Here is a 25,249-nt window from a genome sequence, read left to right as displayed (position 1 = left end):
CTAACGGTAGCACTTTTTAAAACCTAATATCATGGCACACAAAAAAGGTGTAGGTAGTTCTAAAAACGGTAGGGAATCGGAATCGAAACGTTTAGGCGTTAAGATTTTTGGTGGCCAAGCTGCTATTGCCGGAAATATCATCGTTAGACAACGTGGTACAAGACACAATCCAGGTGAGAATGTGTATGCCGGTAAAGACCATACATTGCATGCCCGTGTAGACGGACTGGTAAAGTTTGAAAAGAAAGCAGGAGGGAAATCATTTGTTTCCATTGAGCCTTTTGAGGCTTAAATAGTCTTTCTTTTATCGTATAAAAAACCCTTTCCAATCTTTTGGAGAGGGTTTTTTTGTTTAAACGTGAGATTTTTTAAATGAGATTTATACTCATATACTTTATTGTAAAGTATCAAATGTTTGTACTGCTATAATCACGTATTAACTTTATTATATTTTTACTGTGTGAGTCTAAATTGCCTTTATTCATCCAATAATTATTGTTTTAGAAAACAAAAAACCCTCACATTGCTGTAAGGGTTTTTGAATCTATTTTTATTAAGACCGAGCACAGTTTAGTGAATTAGAACTGTGCGCAGTCGAAGGTCTAATTTAGTCGAAAGCCTAATATCTGTAATACTCTGGCTTAAATGGGCCTTCTACAGTTACACCAATATATTCGGCTTGTTCTTGTTTAAGTTCTGTAAGCTCAGCACCTAAACGAGATAGGTGTAACGCAGCTACTTTCTCATCTAGATGTTTTGGTAGCATGTATACTTCGTTCTTGTAATTAGCGCTGTTCTTCCAAAGCTCTATCTGTGCTAGAGTTTGGTTTGTGAAGGAATTACTCATTACAAAACTTGGGTGGCCTGTAGCGCAACCAAGGTTCACTAAGCGACCTTCTGCCAATACAATAATATCTTTACCGTCAATAGTATACTTGTCTACCTGTGGCTTGATTTCGTCTTTAGAGGCTCCATGGGTGTTGTTCAACCAAGTCATATCGATCTCATTGTCAAAATGACCAATGTTACAAACTATGACTTTATCTTTCATAGCTTCAAAATGCTCTGGACGGATGATGTCTTTGTTACCTGTAGTGGTGATAATAATATCAGCTTTACCAACAACAGTTTCCAATTTTTTAACTTCAAAACCATCCATACATGCTTGAAGAGCACATATTGGGTCAATTTCAGTAACGGTAATAATTGATCCAGCACCTCTGAAAGAAGCGGCAGTACCTTTACCAACATCTCCGTAACCGGCAACTACAACTTTTTTACCTGCAAGCATGGTATCTGTAGCACGACGAATAGCATCAACTGCACTTTCGCGACATCCGTATTTATTATCGAATTTCGATTTAGTAACCGAATCATTTACATTAATGGCTGGCATAGGTAAAGTTCCCTTTTTCACACGCTCGTATAAACGGTGAACTCCAGTAGTAGTCTCTTCAGAAAGACCTTTAATAGCTTTCGCTAATTCAGGATAATCATCCAATACCATATTTGTAAGGTCTCCCCCATCATCCAAAATCATGTTTAATGGCTTGCGGTCCTCTCCAAAGAACAAAGTTTGCTCAATACACCAGCTAAACTCCTCTTCGGTCATCCCTTTCCAAGCATAAACAGGTATGCCAGCAGCGGCAATTGCAGCAGCGGCATGATCTTGTGTAGAGAAAATGTTACAAGAACTCCAAGTAACATCGGCACCCAAGGCTACCAATGTTTCAATAAGAACAGCAGTTTGAATGGTCATGTGAAGACATCCGGCAATTCTAGAACCTTTTAAAGGTTGTTCTTTTCCATATTCTTCACGTAATGCCATAAGACCTGGCATTTCGGCTTCTGCAAGTTCTATTTCTTTCCTTCCATAATCCGCCAAAGAAATATCTTTTACCTTATAAGGTACATAAGAAACAGTTTTGGTATCCATATTCTTTTTTATTTTTTACTTTCGTTATATTAGCTATTCTGCTATTTGTGGATGCAAAGTTAAGAAAAACGTATAGAACCCTATGCCTCTTTATAAGATAGTAAAGGTAAATAAGGACACTAAGGTGTATATCTGGAAGGTTACCGAATCAGAACAGGAACTTTCTAAAGATATAGACCTGACTCAATATTGCCAAAACCGAATGTTGGGTATGAAATCTGAGATGCACCGCAGGGGGTTCTTAAGTATCAGACATTTAATGGCAGAAGCTGGTTATGTTGATGCGGATTTGCAGTATGATGAATTTGGAAAGCCCCATTTAAAAGATGGTAATAAAATAAGCATCACCCATTCCAACCACTTTACAGGAATTATCGTGAGCACCAAAAATGAGGTTGGGATAGATGTTGAGATGCAAAGGGAGAAAATCCTACGGATAGCACACAAATTTACGCCTATTGAAGAATACCGAACTATAGCGAATACTGATGCTTTAATACGAAAACTTACTATTGTTTGGGGTAGTAAAGAGGCGCTTTATAAAATATATGCTCAACAGGGTCTAAGCTTTATCCATCATATTAATGTGAAAGATTTCACTTTTGATAGTGCGGCTACTACTGCTGACATTTTATACCACGGAGATTTATCGACTTATCAAATAAGATTTATGGAGTTTGAAGGTTTTACCTGTGTCTACGCTTTAAAGAGTTAAAATCTAGTATTTCAATAGAAAAAACTACAATCAATTTTATTTCTTTTTAATAAATAATCAAAGAAAATGAACATATCGGTAGAACTCACCTTTTCCCCTCTACAAGACGATTTTGAGGAACACATTATCAATTTTATAAAAAAACTGCGTGCCTCCGGTCTTACGGTTTTAGAAAACCCATTAAGCACACAAGTTTTTGGAGAGTATAATGAGGTAATGGATGTTCTTAAAAACGATATTAAAGAAGCTTTTGAGCTGATGGATAAAGGTCTGTTGTTCATGAAAATTGTAAAGTCTGACCGAAGCGAGTATGAACCATTTTTTTGATTGGATATTTGCCCAATACCAAGGTACGCCCGTACATCTGGTAGTCTTGGAAATTGTTGGGGTAGTCTTTGGCTTTCTTAGTGTTTGGTTTTCAAAAAAAGAAAACATTTTAGTTTTCCCTACGGGGATAATAAGCACAGCAATTTTTGTTTATATCCTTTTGGTGTTTGGTCTCTTGGGTGATATGCTTATAAATGCATATTACTTTTCTATGAGTATATATGGTTGGTACATTTGGACGCGTAAAGTAGATGCTACCCATTTCATACCTATTACCCGAACAACAAACAGCGAGAAGAAATGGTCCGTGCTGTTCTTTGCTATTACAGTTGTATTTGTGTGTCTAGTTTATTTGTATTTTGATAAATTCAATAATTGGACAGCTTATGTAGATACCATTACCACTGCAATTTTCTTTGTGGGTATGTGGCTTATGGCAAAAAAGAAATTAGAAAATTGGGTGTATTGGATTATAGGTGACGTTATTAGCGTTCCCCTTTATTGGTACAAAGGCCTTATATTTACCTCTCTGCAATACTTTTTGTTTACAATTGTTGCAGTTTACGGTTATCTCGCATGGAAAAAAAGTTTGAACAAGAGCCCTCAGACATTATTAAAGTAGTGTTGTTTGGTCCAGAATCTACGGGTAAAACTACACTCTCTGATCAGTTAGCCCGCCATTATAATACGGTTTGGGTTGCTGAGTATGCACGAGAGTACTTACAGGATAAATGGAACAACGAACGCAAGACTTGCGAACCTAAAGACCTTTTGCCTATTGCGGAAGGACAGATGAGACTAGAAAATCAACTGGCAAAAAAGGCTTCCAATGTGCTTATATGTGATACGGATTTGCTTGAAACTAAAGTGTATTCTGAAGCATATTATCTTGGTTATTGTGATCCAGCTTTGGAGAAACATGCATTAAATAATCATTATGATTTATATTTTCTTACTTATATAGATGTGCCTTGGGTGGGCGATGATTTAAGAGATAAGCCGCAAGAACGGGAACGTATGTTTCAATACTTTAAAGAAACCCTTGAAAAATATAATAGGAAATTTGTTATATTAACCGGTAATAAACAAGAACGCTTAACTGCAGCTGTAGAACATATAGATAACTTATTGAAGATTAAATGATACTAACAGAAAAGGATTTGGCCTTACTGGCTAAAAAAGGAATTTCAGAAAAAAAGGTGCACGATCAAATAGAAACTTTTAAAGAAGGTATTCCGTTTGTTCAATTAGAAAAGGCCGCCACGGTGGGTGAAGGTCTTTCAAAATTTACCGATGCAGAAGAAAAGGGATTGATACAGAAGTTTGATGCTTCTCAAAGCAATTTGTCTTTATTGAAGTTCGTTCCGGCATCTGGGGCCGCATCCCGTATGTTTAAGGCTTTATTTAATTTCTTGGACTCATACAACCCAGCAAACGAAACACTTGATAGTTATTTTGAACGTACAAATGATAAAGCCCTTAAAGAATTTTCTGAAGGGATGACCAATTTTGCTTTCTATGATTTGGTAAAGCAACGTATTGCAGGAAAAACTTCCTCAAAAGATGAAGAGGTTTATCTTTTTGTAAAAGAGATGATGTCAGAAGATGCTTTAAACTATGGGTTTTTCCCAAAGGGTTTATTGCCTTTCCATAATTATGGTGACCATACAGCTACACCTTTTGAAGAGCATCTGAACGAAGCATCGGTATATGCAAAAACTGGCGATACGGCAGAGTTACACTTTACTATTAGCGAACAGCATGGTGATATGTTCAATAAGGAGTTCAATGACGTAAAAGAACGTGTTTCTGGAGCTACCAATACTTCCTTTAAGGTAACCTATTCCAATCAAAAGCCATCTTCGGATACTATTGCTGTGGATATGCAAAATGAACCTTTTAGAAATAGTGACGGTTCTGTTCTATTTAGACCAGGTGGGCATGGTGCATTAATAGAGAACTTGAACGAGCAAGATGCAGACATTATTTTTATAAAGAATATAGATAACGTAACCGTACCAAAATTTGCGACCGAGGTTGCAGATAGTAAAAAGGTATTGGCTGGTGTTCTTATAACGGCTCAGGAGAAAGCATTTGCTTATGCCAAGACTTTGGACAACGATGAGTTGACATCAAATCAGTTAGATGAAATTAAGAGCTTTTTAGAAAACGACCTTAATGTTCGTTTCTCGGATAGTTTTTCTGGTTTTAGCATTGGCGAGCAGATCGAAATATTAAAAGATAAGATTAACAGACCCATACGTATTTGTGGTATGGTGGTCAATGAAGGTGAGCCAGGTGGAGGGCCATTTTGGATTAATGACAGAAAGGGTAATATATCACTTCAGATTATTGAGTCGGCTCAAATAGATATGGACAAAAGCCAGCAGGCTAGTATTCTCAAAAATTCTACGCATTTTAACCCTGTAGATTTAGTTTGTGCCGTTAAGAATTATAAAGGAGAAAAGTATAACCTTATGAATTTTGTAGATGTTAAGCAAGGTTTCATTACCGGTAAGACTAAAGAAGGTAGAGAGTTAAAAGCATTAGAGCTTCCTGGTTTATGGAATGGTGCAATGGCTTTTTGGAACACCATTTTTGTTGAAGTACCTTCTTCTACTTTCAACCCTGTTAAGACCGTAAACGATTTATTGAGACCTGCACATCAGGTTAAATAAATTATCGATTTAATAATTAAACAGTTAATTACTCAAAACGTGTGTATTTTTTACACACTTTTTTTTATGTTTTACACATCTGTATACACGTTGATGTTTGTGTGATTTTATATTAAAATATTGATAATCAGTATGTTGATTTGTTTTTGAGGAGAGATGGTGCTGTTGGCATCATTTTCTCTTTATACTAATCGATTGTCAAAACAAATAATAATTTTAAAACACACAAAATGAAAAATTTAATGTTTGCTGCAGTATTGTCTTTAGGTACAATGACTGCTTTTGCTCAAGAAGAAGAAACTGTAGTTGCAGAAGAAGTAGTAACTGAAGTAGTTGAAGCTCAAGATGCTTACGCTGAAGTTGCTGTGGAAGAAGTTCCTGCTGCTATCTCTGAAGCTCTAGAGGCTGCTCACCCAGGTGCAACTATTTCTAAAGCTTACTTAAGCGAAGAAGCTGAGTATAAATTAGAAGTTGCTAAAGAAGACGGTGAAACTGCTGAATTGTATGCAGACGCTGAAGGAAACTGGATTGAAAAATAAGAGTATTCTTATTTAACTGTATAGTTAAAAAAGTTAGTAGAAAAGTCCCGTCTTCATATGAAGTCGGGACTTTTTGTTTTTTCACTAGTCTTAATTTAATTGGTTAAGTGAAAATTTTTAAAGGTTGAAATCTTACTTAAGATTTTAATTGAGGTAATTGGTAGTATGTTGGTTCATCTGGCTGCTCCTGGCTATTCGTGTATATTTTACACAAGTTTTAATTACGAATACACACTATTACACACTTTACATAGGCGCTAATATTGTTATATAACTGATTATCAATTATTTGTATAGTATTTTCTTTTTTGGTATCATTATTTCTTTAGTAAAAACAGAACATTTAAAATAAAGCATACGATTATGAAAAAAATATTTATCACAGCAGTTTTTGCATTAGGAAGTCTTTCAGCTATTGCTCAGGAAGAAGTTACAGTAATTGAGAATGCAGAAGTAGAAGCAACTGAAGCCGTAGCAGCTACACAAGATGATTTTTCTGAAGTATCATCTGATGAGTTACCGGAAGCAGTAACTGCTGCAGTTTCTAAAAACTACCCTACTGCATCAATAGATAAAGCATATACAAACGAAGCAAATCAGTTTAAGTTAGAAGTATCTCTAGAAGATGGTACTGCTGGTACTTTGTATGCTGACGAAAATGGTAACTGGATTGAAATGTAAATAACTTGAGTTATTTGTTTTGTATCAAGTTGGTTTGGTCAGAAAGGGGTTGCATTTGCAGCCCCTTTCTATTGTGTATATGGTAATATGTTTAAATACTGGAAACGTAGAACTACTAATTATTGATAGTGATTTCTTAGGGTAAAATTGAAATACAGCATAACTTGTTCTTGTAGAAAGTCTCCCGGCGAATATATTCGACCGGATTTTTTATTTTCTGGTATAAGGTTCTTTTCTAAAATTGAAATTACTTAAAAATTATATTGAAGCTAGTTTGAATTTTATAAATAAGGCTTCTACCAAAGCATAAGTGTGGATTGTGTACTGTGTATACTGTGGAATTATTACCCAAATGAAACAAAATTTTACAATAATACACACTTTTAAAAATCGACAAAAATTATAACTCACTACGTATCAAGTAATTAAATGTTTTTATGATTGTTGGTATCATATTTTCTATATACTAAGGGAAATCAATTAGTAATAAACTTAATACATTATATCATGAAAAAATTATTTATCACATCTGTATTCGCATTAGGAAGTTTAACTGCATTCGCTCAAGAAGAGCAAGCTACTGAAGCTGTTGAAACGGCTACTGAAGCTGTAGCACAAGAGCAAGACGCTTTTGCTGAGGTTGCATTGGAGGAAGTTCCAGAAGCAGTAACTGCAATGGTTGCAACTAACTACCCAGGTGCTACTATTAATGCAGCACACAAAAATGAAGCTAACCAGTACAAATTGGAAGTTTCTTTAGAGGATGGTACTTCAGGTGCGCTAATCGTTGACGAAGAAGGAAACGCTATAGAGCAATAAGAATTGGCTTAAAAGTCCCCAAAGACAAAGCATTTTACCATTAATTATACACATATAAAAATAGAACATTATGAAAAAATTATTTATCACGTCTGTATTCGCATTAGGAAGTTTAACTGCATTCGCTCAAGAAGAGCAAGCTGCTGAAACGGCTACTGAAGCTGTAGCACAAGAGCAAGATACTTTTGCTGAGGTTGCATTGGAAGAAGTTCCAGAAGCAGTAACTACTATGGTTGAAACTAACTACCCAGGTGCTACTATTAACGCAGCACATAAAAATGAAGCTAACCAGTACAAATTGGAAGTTTCTCTAGAGGATGGTACTTCAGGTGCGCTTATCGTTGACGAAGAAGGAAACGCTATAGAGCAGTAAGAATAAGGTTATTAGTTCCCCCAAATAATACTATTACCATTAATTATATACATATAAAAATAGAACATTATGAAAAAATTATTTATCACGTCTGTATTCGCATTAGGAAGTTTAACTGCATTCGCTCAAGAAGAGCAAGCTACTGAAGCTGTTGAAACGGCTACTGAAGCTGTAGCACAAGAGCAAGATACTTTTGCTGAGGTTGCATTGGAAGAAGTTCCAGAAGCAGTAACTACTATGGTTGAAACTAACTACCCAGGTGCTACTATTAACGCAGCACATAAAAATGAAGCTAACCAGTACAAATTGGAAGTTTCTCTAGAGGATGGTACTTCAGGTGCGCTTATCGTTGACGAAGAAGGAAACGCTATAGAGCAGTAAGAATAAGGTTATTAGTTCCCCCAAATAATACTATTACCATTAATTATATACATATAAAAATAGAACATTATGAAAAAATTATTTATCACGTCTGTATTCGCATTAGGAAGTTTAACTGCATTCGCTCAAGAAGAGCAAGCTACTGAAGCTGTTGAAACGGCTACTGAAGCTGTAGCACAAGAGCAAGATACTTTTGCTGAGGTTGCATTGGAAGAAGTTCCAGAAGCAGTAACTACTATGGTTGAAACTAACTACCCAGGTGCTACTATTAACGCAGCACATAAAAATGAAGCTAACCAGTACAAATTGGAAGTTTCTTTAGAAGATGGTACTTCAGGTGCGCTTATCGTTGACGAAGAAGGAAACGCTATTGAGCAGTAAGAAGAGTTAAATTGTAGGAAGAAATTCCGAACCAATTTTAAGAAAGGAACCGTGATATAACGGTTCCTTTTTTGCGTTTTGACATTTTTCTAAAAGTATCTTTTATGATAAAATTAGAAAAGAAAGAGCTTTGTTGTGCTATTTTTACGTAGATAGATACAGAACATTAGAATGCTTTTATGCCAAACCTTTTAATCATTGAAGATGATGCCGCATTTTGTCAGATGCTCCAAAAGTTTTTGACAAAACACGGTTACGAAGTAGAGACCAGCTTCACCGCCCCAGATGCCAAATCAAAATTTGGAAAAACCAATTTTGATCTGATATTGACCGACTTGCGTTTGCCCGATTATGACGGAATACAATTGTTATCCGACATAAAAGAGGTAAGTCCAAAAACCCAAGTGGTCGTTATGACGGGCTATGCAGAAGTGGGTACGGCTGTAAATGCCATGAAAAAAGGTGCATTCGACTATATTTCAAAGCCTTTTACTCCAGATGAAATTGTAATGATTTTAGATAATGCCTTAAAGGTAGAGGCTAATTCAACCCAAGTTGCTACTTCTGTAGCACAGGAGTCAAAGGAAAGTTCAAATCAAAAAAGTGCAAATCCAGTTGCTGAAAAAGTAAACCCGAAGTCTATAGTTAAAGGAGTTAGTGATGCTTCTAAGAAACTAGAAGATTATATAAAACTGGTAGCCCCAACAAATATGTCGGTTTTGATAACTGGTGAAAGTGGTACCGGTAAAGAAGTGACGGCTAAGGCTATTCATGATAACAGCAAAAGAAAAGACTTCAATTTTATAGCCGTAGACTGTGGTGCGATACCTAAAGAATTGGCTACAAGTGAGTTTTTTGGACATATAAAAGGGAGTTTTACGGGTGCTGTGGAAGATAAAATAGGAAATTTTGAAGCCGCTAATAAAGGAACTTTGTTTTTGGATGAGGTGGGTAATCTGTCTTACGAGAATCAAATACAATTGCTTCGTGCACTTCAAGAAAGAAAAATAAAGCGTGTAGGTAGTACCAAAGAGATTGATGTTGATTTACGTATCATCACTGCTACCAATGAAGATTTGACCGAAGCCGTTGAAAAAGGTACTTTTAGGGAAGATCTTTTTCATAGGTTGAATGAGTTTTCTATTCAAATACCTTCTCTGGAAGAGCGATTTGAAGATTTAATGTTATTTGCAGAGAATTTTTTGAATAAGGCGAATACCAGTTTAGATAAAAACGTAGACGGTTTTTCACCAGAAGTTTGGGAGGCTTTTCAACAGTACCATTGGCCTGGTAACCTTCGTGAATTACAGAATGTTATTAAGCGTGCTGTTCTATTGACTAGTGGTGATGAGGTTCTAATGGATGCTTTACCTCGCGAGGTACTTCAGCCTAAAGAAAGGGAAGCTACCGTAGAGAATTTTTCAAAATCTGAATTTGAAAAAGACCGCATAATAAAAGCTTTAAAAAAGACCAATTTCAATAAATCCAAAGCGGCAAAATTACTTCAGGTAACTAGAAAGACCCTTTATAATAAAATCAACCATTATAATCTGGATTTATAGCCAAGCGTTCTTCTAGTTCTGCTACCAGTTCTTTAACACTGTGTTTCAGGACAACAAAGGAACTTGCCAGAATATCTTGGTCAAGATTTTCGGGTGTGCCCAGTTCCATTCTTTCTAGTATAGTCACACAATTTTCAACTTTTAACTGCCTGAACATGGGTAGCATACGGTGTGCTACATGGTTAACTTGTTGGTAATCTTTTGCGGTAACCGTTTCTTCAAGAAGTTTCATGTTGGTTTCCGTATCGCTTAAAAAAGTACCCAATACATCTTGAATGGCATCTTCGTTCCTTCCTAAAAAGGAATGTATAATGTCTAGATTATACAGTTTTGGCTCTTGTTCTGGAATTTCTACTTTTTCTTCTTGCGGCTCTTGTTTTTGGGTAGCTATACCTAGTAATTTTAAAGTAGCTATGAGTTCGCCTTTTGTAAAAGGTTTTTGCAAAACTTGAGAAAAACCAACTCCTATATAGGCCTCTGGACCTAAATCTCTTCTACCCGTCATGGCTACTATTGGTTGGTTCGAGTAATGTTTGTACGCACCAGATTGCAACTTTTTCAGCACTTCAAAGCCGGTTACCTGTGGCATTTGAATATCCGTTAGAACAATGTCATATGCAAGGTGAGAGTCTTTCTCAATGGAAAGGAAATTGGTAAAAGTATGTGCTGTAATACCCATGCTTTCCGCAAGTTCACGTAACATATGCAATAGCGCAGTATCGTCGTCTATAATTAGCATACGTAGTTTTGGCGCCATATAAGGCATTTCCTTACCTGGCTTTTCAACGGCATCGGTAATTTCTAGTGGTAATTGCAAAGTAAATGTACTTCCGGCCCCTAGTTTACTTTCAAGAGTCAGCTTGCCCTTAAGGAGTTCTGCTAATTTTTTGGATATGGTGAGACCCAATCCATGTCCGCCGAATTTCTTTTCGGTAGTTTTTTCGGCCTGTGTAAATTCTCTGAATATCAGGTGCTGTTTATCCTTGGCAATACCAATACCTGTATCCGCTACTTGAATCCGCGCAATTATAGCTTTATCTTTTCCTTTTTCGGTAGTTGCCGTAATTTTTATTGAACCATTCTCCGTAAACTTAAAGGCGTTGCCCATGAGGTTAGTGATTATCTGCCTAATTCTAAAAGGGTCGCCCAAGACCGTTTGTTGCAGTTGTGGCGCTATTTCCAGAATTAGTTTTAATCCCTTATTAGCATGAATAGCCTGAAGATTCTCGGCAGTTTCCTGAATAAGATGCGCTGGGATAAATGGGACTTTTTCAATTTTGAGTTTGCCGGCCTCCAGTTTGGAAAAGTCCAATAGGTCATTCACCAGATTACCCACGTATTCCGAAGCAGATTTTACGTTCTTAATATACCCGCTTTGTTTCTTGGATAACTCTGTACTTTCCAACAGTTCCGAATAACCACTAATGGTATTAAGAGGCGTACGCAGGTCATGGCTTACGGTTGAAATGAGTTGCTCACGACTTTTTAAAATTGATTCTGAAAATTTCTTTTCTTTCTCCAATCGCACTCGGTAGGTCTGCACTTTCCAGTAATCTTTTGTAATCAAGAAAGAAAATATCCCAACGATTAAAAAGCCGAGTAGTGCGGCTATTCCTGCAATTCGGGTTGTTCTTTTTAACGTCTCCCTTTTAACAATGCTGGTATTGTAGCTGCTAGATATAATTTCTTTTTCAAACGCAGCAATGATATTTTGAAGTTGACGAGACAGTTCTAAGTCATTACGGTTTACCTCAATTTCTTTTTGTGCCAATGAACGTTGCGATCTGTAATCGGCTAATTTTGCTTTTCTCAGGATAGATTTTGAAACGTTCAATATAGAATCTACATAAGCAGAATTTTTAATACTATTGTCTGATTCGGGAACGTTTTTACTAATTAAAACGGCATATTCTCTTAGTGACTTCTGTACTTTAGGGGATAATTGGTCAAAATTGGTGAATAGGTTTTCAGCGGAAAATTTTCCGAAAGATTCTTCTATTTTTTCAAATTCTTTAAGAGCTTGGTCTAATGAATGTGCTGAATTGTTTTTGACCTTCAGGCTGCGCAATTCATTGTTGTTGTTAACTTTTTGACCCAATAATATTTGGAGGCTATCCAATAAGCTTTTCTGCTCTTCACCTAACATAAGCTGCTTCAAAGTATCTATTTCTACCTGAATAGAATCAATTTTGAGGGCGTACCCATCAAAATTCACTTTCTCGTTGCTTTGCAATGCCAATTTTGATAGACTTTCTGCCTCATAAAGATTAGTCATCAATGAGCTTGTGCGTAGCAGCTTTTCATCGTTTACATCAGAGGCCTCAGTAGAAATATAGGTCTGTATTTCTGTATAGACAAAATAGCCGACACTTGTTGCCAATAGTGCCAAAATAAGGTAGCTAGTGACAATTTTTAAGGTGAACTTGTTTTTCGATTTATTAGAAGCGTTTACCATGTTCTTGTGTTGCACAAAAAGTGTTTCTAAAAATACGTATATAAAGCTGATAGGGTTTATAAATAACCGTTAATTGTTTGACTCATATATCTCAAAGACCGCCTGTAGTGGGTCTTTTGATTGAATTAGTTATGAAATGTAAAAGGCTAGACCTATATTTGCCAAATCTCAAAGGGGTGCGAACTCTTGTAATTGTGGTTAGGCGGAGTAATGTTTAAACTAAATTCAAGATAAGCTGAGATTATACCCAATGAACCTGGGCGGGTAATGCTGCCAAGGGATAGTGATTTTTCACTTCTTGGAATTTTTATGCCTGTCCGCAATCGGACAAAATTCAATTTAAAAATAAGAATAATGCCCCTTTTATTCGTAGCTAACGTATACGAATGAAGTACTTTGTAATGTTTTTGGTCAGTTTAGGGATTACCAGTCAGATATCCGCTCAAGAAAAGGAAATTGATTCCGTTACCGGAAAAAAAATAAACCTAGATGAGGTTTTTGTTTCGGCTATTAGGGTCAATAATGCAACTCCCGTAACTTTTTCAAATCTAAAAAAAGAAGAATTTGCCTCTCGTAATTTAGGTCAGGATATTCCAATTCTTATGAACTTTTTACCAGGGGTAGTAACTACTTCAGATGCCGGTGCCGGTGTAGGTTATACTGGTATTCGTGTGCGAGGTAGTGATAATACCCGCGTAAATGTGACTATTAACGGTATACCTTATAACGATTCTGAATCTCATGGTACCTTTTGGGTGAATATGCCAGATTTTGCTTCCTCTACGGAAAGTTTGCAATTACAGCGTGGTGTGGGTACATCTACCAATGGCTCCGGAGCTTTTGGTGCTAGTCTCAATTTATTGACGGATGCTGTTGCAGATGAAGCTTTTGCCCAAATTTCATCTTCTGTAGGTAGTTTTAAAACACTTCGTAATAATATCAAATTTAGTACAGGATTATTAAATGACCATATTGAAATTTCAGGGAGATTGTCTAGAATAACTTCAGATGGTTATGTAGATAGAGCTTCTTCAAATTTGGATTCCTATTTTTTACAAGCGGCCTACACAGATGATAAAACACAATTAAAAGCATTGCTCTTTGGTGGTCATGAAGTTACTTATCAATCTTGGAATGGTATTGATGGTACAACTTTAGTGGAGGATAGAACCTATAATTCTGCAGGGGCCTATACGGATGAAAATGGTGTAGACCGGTTTTATGACAATGAGGTGGATGACTACAAACAAAACCACGCACAATTTCTTTGGAATCAAAAGCTTTCCGACAATTGGAGTTCTAATGTAGCGCTTCATTTTACAAAAGGAAGCGGCTTTTTTGAACAGTATAAAGAAGATGAGGATTTTGCCGATTACGGTTTTGAGTCTATTATAGTGAACGGGGATTCAATAAACACCACAGATTTAATTAGACGCAGATGGTTGGATAACAAGTTTTATGGGGCGGTTTTTTCTGCAAACTATACCAAAGACCGTTTAGATGTTATTTTAGGAGGAGGCTGGAACTCCTACCAAGGTGATCACTTTGGTGAGATTATTTGGGCGCGCTACGCTACTGATAGTGAGATTCGTGACAGGTATTACGAAGACGATTCTAATAAAACGGATTTTAATTTTTACACTAAGGCAAATTATGGCTTAAATGATAAGTGGAGTCTCTTTGGGGATTTGCAATACAGAAGAGTTGGTTATTTGGCAAATGGAGAAGAAACGGGACTTGTAGATGATACGTTTCACTTTTTTAATCCTAAAGCAGGTGTTGTTTTTGACTTGAACGCAAATAATAACTTTTATTTCAGTTATGCCGTTGCCAATAGAGAGCCTAATAGAAATGATTATGAGAGCGGTAGCCCAAAACCTGAAAAATTGAATGATTTTGAACTGGGTTGGCGTTATGTTTCCAATGCCTTTCAGTTGAATGCCAATGCCTATTATATGCGGTATAGAGACCAATTGGTTCTAACCGGGGGGCTTAACGATGTTGGTGCTCCGTTAAGAGCAAATGTTGGGGATAGCTACCGTGCCGGTATTGAGTTGGACGCTAATATCTTTCTAGGTGAAAAATGGCAAATTCAACCGAACATTGCTGTCAGTTCTAATAAAAACTTAGAGTTCTTTTTTGAAAGAGATGGAGTGCTTCAGGATTTAGGGAATACCAATATTGCGTATTCTCCTAATGTTGTCATAGGTAACCGTTTGGCTTTTTCGCCAGTTAAGAATTTTCAAATATCTGCTTTGTCTAAATATGTGGGTGAGCAGTATATGGGAAATATAGATTCAGAAAATTCTGTGTTGAATGCCTACTCTCAAACGGATTTAAATATACAGTATGTCATTAATTTCAAGTCCGTAATTAAGAGCATCACTTTATCTGGTTTAGTAAATAACATTTTTGATGAGGATATAGTTTCCAATGGTTATTTCTATACGTATGATGATGATTCTTCTGGATCGGTTCAAACTTTTGAGGGAGCTGGCTATTATCCGCAAGCAGGAACCAATTTTCTATTAGGAGCAACCGTTAGGTTTTAATCTTTTTGTTAGAATTTGATTGGGTTAAAAACTTGTTGAATTAGTTTCATCCGTCCTCAGAAGCTGTCTTTAAATCCGTTATTTTTACTACGGATTCAAAGGGACGACAGTATGGAAGAAAGAAAAAAAATCCGCTGGGGTATTTTAGGTTGCGGTAATGTAACTGAAATTAAAAGCGGACCTGCCTATCAAAAAACAGATGGTTTTGAAGTAGTGGCTGTAATGCGCCGTGATGCGGAGAAAGCGGCAGATTATGCTAAAAGACATGGTGTTTCTAAGTACTATTCAGATGCCGATGCACTTATAAATGATGATGAGGTAGACGCGGTTTATATAGCTACACCTCCTGATAGTCATAAGCTATACGCACTAAAAGTTGTCGCAGCGGGTAAGCCTTGTTGTATAGAAAAGCCAATGGCTCCGAGTTATGCTGATAGTCTTGAGATCGAGCAAGCCTTTGCAAAGAAAAATTTACCACTATTTGTTGCCTATTATCGCCGATCGTTACCTCGTTTTTTAAAGGTGAAGGAATGGTTAGATGCTAATAAAATTGGACAAGTACGCCATATTCGTTGGTTTTTGGGTAAGCCACCTAGCGATATAGATTTGAGTGGGGAATACAATTGGCGTACGGATGCTAAAGTGGCTCCTGCAGGTTATTTTGATGATTTGGCTAGTCACGGACTAGATCTCTTCGCATATTTATTGGGCAATTTTAAAAATGCTTCTGGTACGGCTGTTAATCAACAAGGGCTTTATACAGCTAAAGATGCCATTACGGGACATTGGCTTCACGAAGAAGGAATTACAGGTTCCGGCACATGGGATTTTGGCACTCACCAAAGAGAAGACTTAGTTGAGATTTACGGTAGCAAAGGTAAAATTAGTTTCGCAGTTTTTGAAGAGGCCAATGTTGTATTGTTAAATGATAAAGGTGAAGAAAGGCTTTTCATTGAGCACCCTGAACATGTTCAAAAATTCCATGTAGAAAACTTGAAGAAAGATTTATTTGGGAAACAGACTCATCCATCAACCGGAAAAACGGCATTACATACCAGTTGGGTAATGGATAGTATTTTGGGTAACCTATAATTCAAGTTATCGCCAAATCGTTCTAAAGAACAAATTCACTACTAATACAATTAATCGATATGAAGAAAGTACCTGCTTTTGGTAGCAAGCTGCGCAAGAATATCGTTGCTGTTCCCGAGATTATTGACGAATGCTCGGGTATTCGTGTTTTTGGACAATTGCTGAAGTCTTTTCTCTTTAGTACAGATGTTGCCATTATTCGAAATACAAACGCCAACGCCATTATTGCTGTATATCCGTTTACACCGCAGCCCACTATTTCCAATGCATTGATCTTGGCAGCAGATAAGCCTATTTTCTGCGGAGTAGGAGGTGGAATTACTACAGGTAACCGATCGGTTGAATTGGCAGTTCATGCAGATTTTCAAGGTGCGTTGGGCGTAGTACTGAACAAACCGGCGCCTAATGACCTTATTAGACAGTTAAAGGATAAAATAGACATTCCGGTCACCATTACCATTGTCTCGGAAAAAGACGATATAAAGGGGCGGATAAAGGCTGGTATTGATGTTTTTAATGTTTCAGGAGCAGGAAAAACTGCAGACATCATAAAACGCATACGGGATATTGATGATGAGGTGGCAATAATTGCTACAGGAGGCAAAAGTGATGAAACTATATTAGCAGCAATAGAAGCTGGTGCAAATGCTATATCCTACACGCCGCCTAGTACGGGAGAATTATTTAAGGTAATTATGGACAGGTATCGAAATGAATAGACTTAGTCTAATTCGTGATCAAAACTATGTTGCCACTTTGTGTAGCACGGTATTCTAGCATGTCGTAATATCTTTCTCCATCATCTGGCCGATTCAGTAATTGTCCGGTAAAAAGGCTGTACTCATAGTCTTCGCAAGAACAAGTAACGTTCTGCCCGTTTAAGGTCATAGTAGAGCATTCATTGGGTACGTGATTTGGACAACTTGCTTCAAACGCTCGGAATTGGTCAAAACTAGATTTAATAACATATACTCCTCTATTGCCTATTCCGGAATTGTCTATATATACTACGTTTCCCAGATTGGTTAGGCCACTATAAAGAGGTAAATTTAGATTCATATCAAACCGAAACCCAAGTTCTTGTATATAAGGATTGCGGACTACGCCATCATTACTACACGATAACAGTAATAGGACAAGAAGAATACTCCAAAAATGCTTCATACGGGGATTATCATTTAAAATACGTCCAACAAAAGTGATCAAAATTTATGTATATTTGCGTTAAATCCTCTCTAAAAATAGTCGGTTATATATCGTCTTGTGCAGAGGATTTTCCTATTTTACAAGATTATTAAATGAGTTTAACATGAGTAACGTATCTTACTATACAAAAGAAGGATTGCAAAAATTAAGGGACGAGGTTAACTATCTTAAAGATGTTGAGCGTCCAAGAGCTTCTCAAGCAATAGGCGAAGCCAGGGATAAAGGCGATTTGTCTGAAAATGCCGAGTATGATGCTGCTAAAGAAGCACAGGGTCTGTTGGAAATGAAAATCTCAAAGATGGAGGAAACCCTATCTAATGCACGTCTTATAGATGAGTCGCAATTAGACACATCTAAAGTTTTGGTTTTGTCAACCGTAAAGTTGAAGAACCAGAATAACGGCATGGAAATGAAGTATACGTTGGTCGCTGAAAGTGAGGCCGACATTAAGACAGGAAAAATATCCGTTAATTCTCCTATCGGTAGAGGTCTACTTGGAAAAAAAGTAGGTGAAACAGCAGAGATAACGGTACCAAATGGTACTTTGAAATTTGATATCTTAGAGATTACAAGAGCTTAAAAAAAATCAGTTATGGCCTCTATCTTCACAAAAATCATTAACGGCGAAATTCCTTGTTATAAAATAGCGGAAGACGACAATTATTTTGCTTTTTTAGACATCAATCCAAATGCTAAAGGCCACACCTTGTGTATTCCTAAAAAAGAGGTAGATAAGATTATGGACCTAGATGAGGATTCATATATGGGTCTTATGGCTTTTTCGCGGAAAATAGGGAAAGCTATAGAGACTTCTATTGAGTGTAAAAGGGTGGGCATGACCGTTATTGGTTTAGAGGTGCCTCATGTTCATGTACATCTTATTCCGCTTACCAATATGCAGGATGCAACTTTTCAACATAAGGTTTCGCTTTCGGAAGAAGAATTTAAGGAGACGGCTGCTAAGATTATAGCCGCACTCTAATAATCTTATTGCAGCAAGAAATAAACACCTGCAGCCACTACAGCAACTAATAAAAGGGTAAGTATCCAGAATAAGGAGGTAAATGTTACCGTACTTCTATCTGGCACCACCATTTTTTGGTAGTATTTAAAGCTTCGCTCAATATCGTCTGTCCAACTTACGGGGTAGATATCAGTTCCGCATTTGTTGCAGACAATTTTGTAAGTAACTTCATTGGTGATGGAATTGAAAAGTTTGCCTTGCTTGTGCTTTTGATAAAATGAAAGCTTTAAATCTTGACTAAAACACTCCGGACAATTGTTTGTCAAGTCTGCCTCTTTAATAATCACTAACTTTTCATTTGCCATTTTACTGCGTATCAAAAATATAAAATTACACTATCCTCTCAATTGAACCTTCTAACTTAGTGTCTTTAGAGTAAGTTGCATAACTGTACCCTGTTTATTCGACGAAAGTACTTTTATTTTCCCCTTATGGTACTCTTCAACGATTCTTTTGACCAATGAAAGACCTAAACCCCAACCTCTTTTTTTACTTGTTACCCCCGGATTAAAAATGGCTTGGAAGTTACTTTTTGGTATTCCATGACCTGTATCCGAAACTTGAATGTGAACCTGTTTGCCTTCATTAATGATTTTAATATGAATGCTTCCCTTGCCTTTCATTGCATCAATTCCATTTTTAACAAGGTTTTCTATGGTCCAGTTAAAAAGGGTATGGTTAAGCATCACAGGAATTTCTTCCTCATCTGAAGTGAAAGAGAATTCTATGAGTTTAGAGCTTCGCAATTTAAGGTATTCATAAGCATCTTTGGTCTCTTTAACAATATCATAGGTGTCTAATTTGGGTAACGACCCAATTTTAGAAAAGCGTTCGGTAATAGTTTCAAGCCTAGTAATGTCTTTCGCTATTTCTTTTGTGATTTCTGGATTGATATTTTCCGTTTTCAAAAGTTCGTTCCACCCTAGCAAAGAAGAAAGAGGCGTGCCAATTTGGTGAGCGGTTTCCTTGGCCATACCGGCCCATACTTTATTCTGCTCCGAGGCCTTGTTGGTTTTAAAGAAGAAGAAAATTACCGCAGCGAATAGAAATATAATAAGCAAAAGGGCTATGGGGTAATACTTTAGTTTATTCAGAACCTCAGAATTTCCGTAGTATAGGGTGGCTAAATGTTCTCCTTGCTGATCAATGGAAATGGGAATGTTCTCACTTTGAAACTTCAGTATCTGTCGTTGTACATAAACAGAATCAATACTCTTTTCTGGGTCTATATTATTGGTTTTGACAGATCCATCTTTATTCACCAAGATCATTGGGGTAGAGGTGTTGTTCTGAAAAACTTTAAGGTGAAGGTTTCCCAAATCTGCATCTTCCGAAGATTGTTGAAATTCTGATTGCGCCGTGGCCCAGATTTCCATTTTTAGGCGCTCTTCTTCCTTAAATTTTTTAAAAAAACTATTAGTGTTCAATAAGATGAGACTCACAATAGCAAATGATGCAATGAGTAAAGTAAGATTGGAAGACCTGTTCTTAGGATTAAAATTCATCCGGATAACTTTAAGAATCGGTTCGAGCCTACGATTCATTATAGGAAGAACTAATCAAAGATAACGTAAATATGAGGAAAATGCAGCACATCCCGTTTGTGGAGGTGTTTTTAATGCACCCAATTTCCTTACCTTTATACTATGGCAAAAGAAATGATTTCAATACTTCCAGAGGCGGTTTCTACCGCGCAATTACATGGTTATCTTTTAGGGGCTGTAGGTCCAAGACCAATTGCATTTGCGAGCACAGTAGATGAAAAAGGTAATCCCAACTTATCGCCTTTTAGCTTTTTTAATGTGTTTAGTGCTAACCCTCCAATTTTAATTTTTTCTCCAGCACGTAGGGTGCGAGATAATACTACAAAACATACATTACAAAATGTATTGTTGACCATGGAAGTGGTTATAAATATTGTCAATTATAAGATGGTACAGCAAATGTCCTTGTCAAGTACCGAGTACGGAAAGGATGTAAATGAATTTAAAAAATCTGGATTAACGATGTTGCGTTCAGATATTGTAAAACCTTTTAGAGTTGCAGAGTCTCCGGTACAGTTTGAATGTAAAGTAACTAAGGTTGAAGCCTTAGGCCGTGAAGGTGGAGCAGGCAATTTAATATTTGCCGAGGTTGTGAAAGTTCACGTTGATCCAGACGTTCTAGACGAAAATGGAGCTATTGATCAACGTAAGATAGATCAAGTAGCTCGTATGGGCGGTAATTGGTATAGCAGGGCCAATTTAGGTCTTTTTGAAGTGCCTAAACCTTTGTCTTCTTTGGGTATTGGAATTGATCAGATACCTGAGCATATACGTTTAAGCAAGGTTTTGACGGGTAATGATTTGGGTATGTTAGGTAATGTGGAAGAAATTCCTGACCATAAAGCTGTAGAAGAATTTATTTCATCACATATAGAAATACGATCTATTATAAGTGGAGGTGAGAGGGAACCGTTAGAATTAAAAGCAAAAGAGCTTTTACAACAGAATGATGTGCTTTCTGCTTGGAAGGTATTATTGGCGGAGTAGAACTACTGGAAAACCAGTATTTTAGTAGGGTTTATGCGGTTGGGAAGTGTTCTGGTTAAAACTGGAATAAACTAAAAACCGACAAACCTTATGAGAACTCATGTGCTTGTACTTATTATTTTTTCTTTTTCCGTGCAACATATGATTGCACAAGAGGATGACGGAAAAAAGAGCCCTGATACTGATTCGTACCTCACTTTCAGTCCGCTTTCTCTATTAGATTTTTATTCGCCCAGATTACGTGTGGGCTATGTTCAACACATAGAAGGTCATTGGAAACTTGGTCTTGACCTTGGTGTGGGGGGTGGAACAGGTCTATTTTCACAAAGAGAGTCTGAAGATGGAACACTCTTTGAAGTGCGGCCAGAAATATATTATAGATTAGGGAAGGGTTCAAGAACGCCTAAATACATCTCTGCCGAAATTTTTTACATAGATGAATCAATTACATTGTTGAACGATGGGTACCAGCGAAAAGATGGAGTGGATTTTCTTTATGACAAGGCCGATTTTAATCGCCAAAAATACGGGATGCACCTAAAATTTGGGCTGTTCTTAAATTTAGGTCGTCATTTTGGATTCAATTTTTATGGAGGTCTTGGTTTCCGATTTAAAGATGTTACGTTCGGGAATTTGGTGAATGCCCGCGAAGGAATCGCGGAGCGCCCCAGACATGGATTTACGACTATATATGAAAAAGAGGAGAGCGATTTTAGGCCTAACCCTACTCTAGGAGTGAAGTTTTTTTATAAACTATAGCTAATAACCTTTAATAACTTCTGCTTATTTTTCTAGGTGATTTATAGTTTAAAAAGTAATTTTATCCCTATAAATAATTAGTGCACATATAATTCATAATCATGGAAGTTCAAGGAAAAGTAAAGATGGTAGGAGAAACCCAAACATTTGGTAACAATGGGTTCAGAAAGCGCGAGATTGTATTAACTACAGATGAGCAGTATCCGCAACATATAATGGTAGAGTTCGTACAGGATAAAACGGACTTATTAAACAATTTTAAAGTTGGTCAGGATGTAAAAGTAAGCATCAACTTAAGAGGTAGAGAATGGACCAATCCACAAGGTGAGGTGAAGTACTTTAACTCTATCCAAGGTTGGAGAATTGAAGGTGTGCAGACTGAGCAGAGTGCAGCAGGAATGCCTCCTGTGCCACCAGCAGAAGCTTTTCAGCCAGCTGATAATCTTAACGAAGAAGATCACGACGATTTGCCTTTCTAAGCGTATAATCGATTAATGAAAATTTGAAAAGCCCCTTAGGTATGGATACCTAAAGGGGCTTTTGTTATTTTTGAAATATTTTAAAAACAGAAAGTAGTGGACCGCGAACATGAGAATTCATTAATTATTTTATCTGACGCAATAGTGTTTCCTTCTGTAGAGAATGCAAATTACGAAGGCCTTTTGGCTGCAGGTGGAGATTTATCTGTAGAACGATTGCTGTTGGCTTATAAAAGCGGAATCTTTCCGTGGTTTAATGATGATGCCCTAATTTTATGGTGGAGCCCCAATCCACGAATGGTACTATATCCGCATAAAATAAAAGTATCAAAAAGCATGCGTAAAGTAATGCGCGATGGTCGTTTTCGATTAACAAAAAATACTTGTTTTGAGGCGGTAATTGATGCCTGTTCCAGTATAGAAAGAGAAGGTCAAGATGGCACTTGGATTACCCAAAAAATGAAAAATGCCTATTTGCTAATGCATGAAAATGGGTTTGCAACATCTTATGAAGTTTGGGAAAATGACGTACTCGTAGGTGGACTTTACGGTATTGACCTTGGGACCATTTTTTGTGGTGAAAGTATGTTCAGTACCGTAAGTAATTCTTCTAAATTCGCCTTCATTAAGTTGGCGCAAGAGTTGGAAGGTAAGGACTATAAACTTATCGATTGCCAAATACATACGGACCATCTTGAGAGTCTAGGTGCAGAAGAAATACCACGTAGTGAATTCATTACAATATTACAGGCTGAAAATAAGGGAGGTTAGTAAAAAGAAAATATGTTCTGTGGTCTGGGTGTAATTTTCTGCACGGTACTCTGCGCCAACCTCTAACTTGGTTTCTCTGTTCAGTAACCACCCCAAGTGTGATGTAAGTCGCTGGTCATATATCGGTTTCTCACTTTTGGCAATACTTAACAGACTTTCTGTAGAGGCTGAAAAATAGGGCTCTCCAATGTCAAGTTTTTCACCTTTTAATGGGACTTCAATAGATAAACGATATCGAAACCGATGAGTGGTTGATGAAAGACTAATACGCTGCTCTGCCCTAAAACGGTTTCCTATGGTTAAGTTTTCATAAACTCGCGAAAGTTTATATTGTTCGGTTATTCGTAGTTCATTTTCTCCGTTATCATCAAAAGTATCTCTAAAACGGTATTGTAGACCAAGCGCTAAACTTTGTTCAAAACCGATTTTCACTGTCGAAAAATGCGAAATATCAAGTTGTTTTACGCGATAAAGAAGATCATCTTCGTAAATATAAGCACGCTGGGCAATCTTAAAATTATGTGAGTAATTGGCGCTAACCTTGTAATTCAATGAAATATCTGGCTGAAAATAGCCTGTTGTATTTTCTTGGCAGAAACCAAAACTGCTCAAAAGAAGACCAAAAATGAGGAGGGCCGTTCTAGTAAAGTACGTGGTCATAGTTTGGAGGTAAAGACTTTTTGATCAGTTCAAATTTGCCGTCGGCATCAAAGAGTATTTCAAATTCTTCAAAGCCTTTATCATTCTTTCCGTCAATAATAAACTCATATTTAATAGAAGGTAGCATTAAATTTTGAAAAGCATTTTTTAAGGTTTTATCTACATCTACACCATCAGAAAGATACTGTTGTTGAATTTTTCGTACCCTGTATTTTTTAAAATTGTTTTCTAAATACGTCGTTATCTTGGCATAGGCATCGTTAGGTATGTCTAGTGACTTAATCACAATTTCAATGTCTTCAAGTTTTCCTTCTGGGTTAAACTCTATACTGTACTTTAAGCGGTCTTTTTTGAATTTTGCTTCGTAACTAATTTTGTTACCATCAATTTCCTTGTAAAAGCGTATGCGCTTGGCGTTAACAAGCTTCTGATGTATGAAAAGAAGTGCATTTTCTGGAAATTGAGATTTTCTGATACGGTGTTCACGCTCGTCCTTTATTTGGGCAATAGCCGTGCCTGTAATAAAGACAGTAAATAAGATGAAAAAAGAAACAGATTTTAAATTCATACACTTAAATTTCTAAAATAATTAGCTTCAACTATACTTCGTTATACCTAAAGCAAGAAATTTCATGGTCATTAACCATGCCCACGGCCTGCATAAATGCATAGACCACGGTACTGCCCACAAACTTAAAACCTCTTTTCTTTAGGTCCTTACTGAGTGTATCGGAAAGTTCTGTGTTTGCAGGGGCAGTTTTGTAATCTTCAACACTATTCTTTAAGGGTGTTTCGTTTACAAATCCCCAAGCATAGTTGCTAAAACTTCCAAACTCATCTTGCACTTTTATAAACGCTAAAGCATTGGAAACTGTTGCACGAACCTTTAATTTGTTTCTGATAATTCCAGCATCCTGGAGCAATTTTTGAATTTTATCCTCTTCATAAGTTACTATTTTCTTATAGTCGAAATTATCAAACGCCTTTCTGAAATTTTCGCGTTTTTTCAAAATGGTAATCCAGCTTAAACCTGCTTGAAAGGTTTCTAAAACCAAAAACTCAAAAAGTAAATCATCATCTTTTACGGGTGAGCCCCATTCTTCATCATGATAGGCTTCATAAAGGGTATCGCCTTTGCACCAACCGCATCTTTGTTTTTCCATGTAGAATTTTTGAGTTATAAAAATACGTCTTTATGACCAAAAGGTTACGGATGCAGACGATTCAATTGGCTATTAATTACTCAATATTATTAAATCACAAACTTAAGGTTAAGAAGAAAGCTGATGTTAAAAACTAACATGGGTAGGTTTAGGTTAAAGGTAATT

The 25,249-nt window shown here is 36.8% G+C and carries 30 protein-coding genes; 22 read left to right on the top strand and 8 right to left on the bottom strand.

Annotated features, from left to right (window positions below):
• The first annotated feature begins 31 nt into the window (after positions 1-31).
• On the top strand, positions 32-292 hold the full coding sequence (gene rpmA / locus IWB64_RS04165) for a 50S ribosomal protein L27 (RefSeq protein ID WP_155594997.1): 261 nt from the start codon (positions 32-34) through the stop codon (positions 290-292).
• A 327-nt stretch (positions 293-619) separates the two neighbouring features.
• On the opposite strand, the gene ahcY is transcribed toward rpmA, so the two are convergent.
• Entirely contained in the window at positions 620-1,936 is a 1,317-nt protein-coding gene (gene ahcY / locus IWB64_RS04160) for an adenosylhomocysteinase (RefSeq protein ID WP_194532811.1), read from the bottom strand.
• 82 nt (positions 1,937-2,018) lie between these two features.
• Here ahcY and IWB64_RS04155 point away from each other — a divergent pair, with 82 nt between their 5' ends.
• The 12 genes from IWB64_RS04155 (at position 2,019) to IWB64_RS04100 (ending at position 10,392) form a co-directional block, all read left to right on the top strand.
• The gene (locus IWB64_RS04155; RefSeq protein ID WP_194532810.1) at positions 2,019-2,651 is read left to right on the top strand and encodes a 4'-phosphopantetheinyl transferase family protein; all 633 of its coding nucleotides are present in this window, start codon (positions 2,019-2,021) and stop codon (positions 2,649-2,651) included.
• 66 nt (positions 2,652-2,717) lie between these two features.
• On the top strand, positions 2,718-2,978 hold the full coding sequence (locus IWB64_RS04150) for a thiamine-binding protein (RefSeq protein ID WP_194532809.1): 261 nt from the start codon (positions 2,718-2,720) through the stop codon (positions 2,976-2,978).
• Entirely contained in the window at positions 2,962-3,600 is a 639-nt protein-coding gene (gene pnuC / locus IWB64_RS04145; RefSeq protein ID WP_194532808.1) for a nicotinamide riboside transporter PnuC, read from the top strand. Before IWB64_RS04150 ends, pnuC begins: the two co-directional genes overlap by 17 nt.
• Positions 3,555-4,121, top strand: coding sequence for an AAA family ATPase (locus IWB64_RS04140; protein ID WP_194532807.1), 567 nt, complete (start codon positions 3,555-3,557; stop codon positions 4,119-4,121). Before pnuC ends, IWB64_RS04140 begins: the two co-directional genes overlap by 46 nt.
• Positions 4,118-5,656, top strand: a complete 1,539-nt coding sequence (locus IWB64_RS04135; RefSeq protein ID WP_194532806.1) for a DUF4301 family protein — start codon at positions 4,118-4,120, stop codon at positions 5,654-5,656. The genes IWB64_RS04140 and IWB64_RS04135 overlap by 4 nt, the downstream gene beginning before the upstream one ends.
• A gap of 230 nt (positions 5,657-5,886) precedes the next feature.
• A complete protein-coding gene (locus IWB64_RS04130) occupies positions 5,887-6,195 on the top strand; it encodes a hypothetical protein (RefSeq protein ID WP_155594990.1) in 309 nt (102 codons plus the stop codon).
• A gap of 363 nt (positions 6,196-6,558) precedes the next feature.
• Positions 6,559-6,876 (top strand): hypothetical protein, encoded by a 318-nt coding sequence (locus IWB64_RS04125; RefSeq protein WP_194532805.1) that lies wholly within the window; start codon positions 6,559-6,561, stop codon positions 6,874-6,876.
• Between the two features lie 507 nt (positions 6,877-7,383).
• Entirely contained in the window at positions 7,384-7,695 is a 312-nt protein-coding gene (locus IWB64_RS04120) for a hypothetical protein (RefSeq protein ID WP_194532804.1), read from the top strand.
• Between the two features lie 70 nt (positions 7,696-7,765).
• Complete coding sequence (locus IWB64_RS04115; RefSeq protein ID WP_194532803.1) at positions 7,766-8,068, top strand: hypothetical protein; 303 nt, start codon at positions 7,766-7,768, stop codon at positions 8,066-8,068.
• A 69-nt stretch (positions 8,069-8,137) separates the two neighbouring features.
• Positions 8,138-8,449: a hypothetical protein gene (locus IWB64_RS04110; RefSeq protein WP_194532802.1), complete on the top strand. Its 312-nt coding sequence runs from the start codon at positions 8,138-8,140 to the stop codon at positions 8,447-8,449.
• A gap of 69 nt (positions 8,450-8,518) precedes the next feature.
• Complete coding sequence (locus tag IWB64_RS04105; protein ID WP_194532802.1) at positions 8,519-8,830, top strand: hypothetical protein; 312 nt, start codon at positions 8,519-8,521, stop codon at positions 8,828-8,830.
• Positions 8,831-9,009: 179 nt separating this feature from the next.
• Positions 9,010-10,392 (top strand): sigma-54-dependent transcriptional regulator, encoded by a 1,383-nt coding sequence (locus tag IWB64_RS04100; protein WP_194532801.1) that lies wholly within the window; start codon positions 9,010-9,012, stop codon positions 10,390-10,392.
• Here the strand turns inward: IWB64_RS04100 and IWB64_RS04095 are convergent.
• Positions 10,367-12,862 carry a hybrid sensor histidine kinase/response regulator gene (locus IWB64_RS04095; protein WP_194532800.1) on the bottom strand — a complete coding sequence of 832 codons (2,496 nt, stop codon included), beginning with the start codon at positions 12,860-12,862 and terminating at the stop codon, positions 10,367-10,369. The two genes, IWB64_RS04100 and IWB64_RS04095, sit on opposite strands and share 26 nt — an antisense overlap.
• 371 nt (positions 12,863-13,233) lie before the next feature.
• Here IWB64_RS04095 and IWB64_RS04090 point away from each other — a divergent pair, with 371 nt between their 5' ends.
• The 3 genes from IWB64_RS04090 (at position 13,234) to IWB64_RS04080 (ending at position 17,210) form a co-directional block, all read left to right on the top strand.
• Positions 13,234-15,399 (top strand): TonB-dependent receptor, encoded by a 2,166-nt coding sequence (locus IWB64_RS04090; protein WP_194532799.1) that lies wholly within the window; start codon positions 13,234-13,236, stop codon positions 15,397-15,399.
• 111 nt (positions 15,400-15,510) lie between these two features.
• Positions 15,511-16,491, top strand: a complete 981-nt coding sequence (locus IWB64_RS04085) for a Gfo/Idh/MocA family protein (protein ID WP_194532798.1) — start codon at positions 15,511-15,513, stop codon at positions 16,489-16,491.
• A 59-nt stretch (positions 16,492-16,550) separates the two neighbouring features.
• Positions 16,551-17,210 (top strand): hydrolase, encoded by a 660-nt coding sequence (locus IWB64_RS04080; protein ID WP_194532797.1) that lies wholly within the window; start codon positions 16,551-16,553, stop codon positions 17,208-17,210.
• A 7-nt stretch (positions 17,211-17,217) separates the two neighbouring features.
• Here the strand turns inward: IWB64_RS04080 and IWB64_RS04075 are convergent, their stop codons facing one another.
• On the bottom strand, positions 17,218-17,655 hold the full coding sequence (locus tag IWB64_RS04075; protein ID WP_194532796.1) for a Rieske (2Fe-2S) protein: 438 nt from the start codon (positions 17,653-17,655) through the stop codon (positions 17,218-17,220).
• Positions 17,656-17,800: 145 nt separating this feature from the next.
• On the opposite strand from IWB64_RS04075, the gene greA reads away from it, so the two are divergent.
• Positions 17,801-18,277: a transcription elongation factor GreA gene (gene greA / locus IWB64_RS04070; RefSeq protein WP_194532795.1), complete on the top strand. Its 477-nt coding sequence runs from the start codon at positions 17,801-17,803 to the stop codon at positions 18,275-18,277.
• A 12-nt stretch (positions 18,278-18,289) separates the two neighbouring features.
• The gene (locus tag IWB64_RS04065) at positions 18,290-18,679 is read left to right on the top strand and encodes an HIT family protein (protein ID WP_194532794.1); all 390 of its coding nucleotides are present in this window, start codon (positions 18,290-18,292) and stop codon (positions 18,677-18,679) included.
• A gap of 5 nt (positions 18,680-18,684) precedes the next feature.
• Here the strand turns inward: IWB64_RS04065 and IWB64_RS04060 are convergent, their stop codons facing one another.
• Together IWB64_RS04060 and IWB64_RS04055 are read right to left on the bottom strand one after the other, a co-directional pair.
• Positions 18,685-19,026, bottom strand: coding sequence for a hypothetical protein (locus tag IWB64_RS04060; protein WP_194532793.1), 342 nt, complete (start codon positions 19,024-19,026; stop codon positions 18,685-18,687).
• A 51-nt stretch (positions 19,027-19,077) separates the two neighbouring features.
• The gene (locus IWB64_RS04055) at positions 19,078-20,226 is read right to left on the bottom strand and encodes a sensor histidine kinase (RefSeq protein ID WP_194532792.1); all 1,149 of its coding nucleotides are present in this window, start codon (positions 20,224-20,226) and stop codon (positions 19,078-19,080) included.
• A 141-nt stretch (positions 20,227-20,367) separates the two neighbouring features.
• Here IWB64_RS04055 and IWB64_RS04050 point away from each other — a divergent pair, with 141 nt between their 5' ends.
• The 4 genes from IWB64_RS04050 (at position 20,368) to aat (ending at position 23,261) form a co-directional block, all read left to right on the top strand.
• Positions 20,368-21,252, top strand: coding sequence for a flavin reductase family protein (locus IWB64_RS04050; protein ID WP_394370083.1), 885 nt, complete (start codon positions 20,368-20,370; stop codon positions 21,250-21,252).
• Positions 21,253-21,342: 90 nt separating this feature from the next.
• Complete coding sequence (locus IWB64_RS04045; protein ID WP_194532791.1) at positions 21,343-22,011, top strand: hypothetical protein; 669 nt, start codon at positions 21,343-21,345, stop codon at positions 22,009-22,011.
• A gap of 101 nt (positions 22,012-22,112) precedes the next feature.
• Complete coding sequence (locus IWB64_RS04040) at positions 22,113-22,490, top strand: DUF3127 domain-containing protein (RefSeq protein WP_194532790.1); 378 nt, start codon at positions 22,113-22,115, stop codon at positions 22,488-22,490.
• 96 nt (positions 22,491-22,586) lie between these two features.
• Entirely contained in the window at positions 22,587-23,261 is a 675-nt protein-coding gene (aat, locus tag IWB64_RS04035; RefSeq protein ID WP_194532789.1) for a leucyl/phenylalanyl-tRNA--protein transferase, read from the top strand.
• On the opposite strand, the gene IWB64_RS04030 is transcribed toward aat, so the two are convergent.
• Genes IWB64_RS04030 through IWB64_RS04020 form a run of 3 tightly spaced genes read right to left on the bottom strand, consistent with a single transcriptional unit; the run spans position 23,235 to position 25,084 of the window.
• Positions 23,235-23,921 carry a DUF2490 domain-containing protein gene (locus IWB64_RS04030; protein WP_194532788.1) on the bottom strand — a complete coding sequence of 229 codons (687 nt, stop codon included), beginning with the start codon at positions 23,919-23,921 and terminating at the stop codon, positions 23,235-23,237. The genes aat and IWB64_RS04030 overlap by 27 nt on opposite strands.
• Positions 23,902-24,489 (bottom strand): hypothetical protein, encoded by a 588-nt coding sequence (locus tag IWB64_RS04025; RefSeq protein WP_194532787.1) that lies wholly within the window; start codon positions 24,487-24,489, stop codon positions 23,902-23,904. Before IWB64_RS04025 ends, IWB64_RS04030 begins: the two co-directional genes overlap by 20 nt.
• Before the next feature lie 31 nt (positions 24,490-24,520).
• Positions 24,521-25,084 carry a DNA-3-methyladenine glycosylase I gene (locus IWB64_RS04020; protein ID WP_194532786.1) on the bottom strand — a complete coding sequence of 188 codons (564 nt, stop codon included), beginning with the start codon at positions 25,082-25,084 and terminating at the stop codon, positions 24,521-24,523.
• Between the last annotated feature and the right edge of the window lie 165 nt (positions 25,085-25,249).

This window comes from Zobellia nedashkovskayae (assembly GCF_015330125.1).
GTDB classification, from domain to species: Bacteria; Bacteroidota; Bacteroidia; order Flavobacteriales; family Flavobacteriaceae; genus Zobellia; species Zobellia nedashkovskayae.
This window is presented reverse-complemented; position numbering and strand designations above follow the sequence as displayed.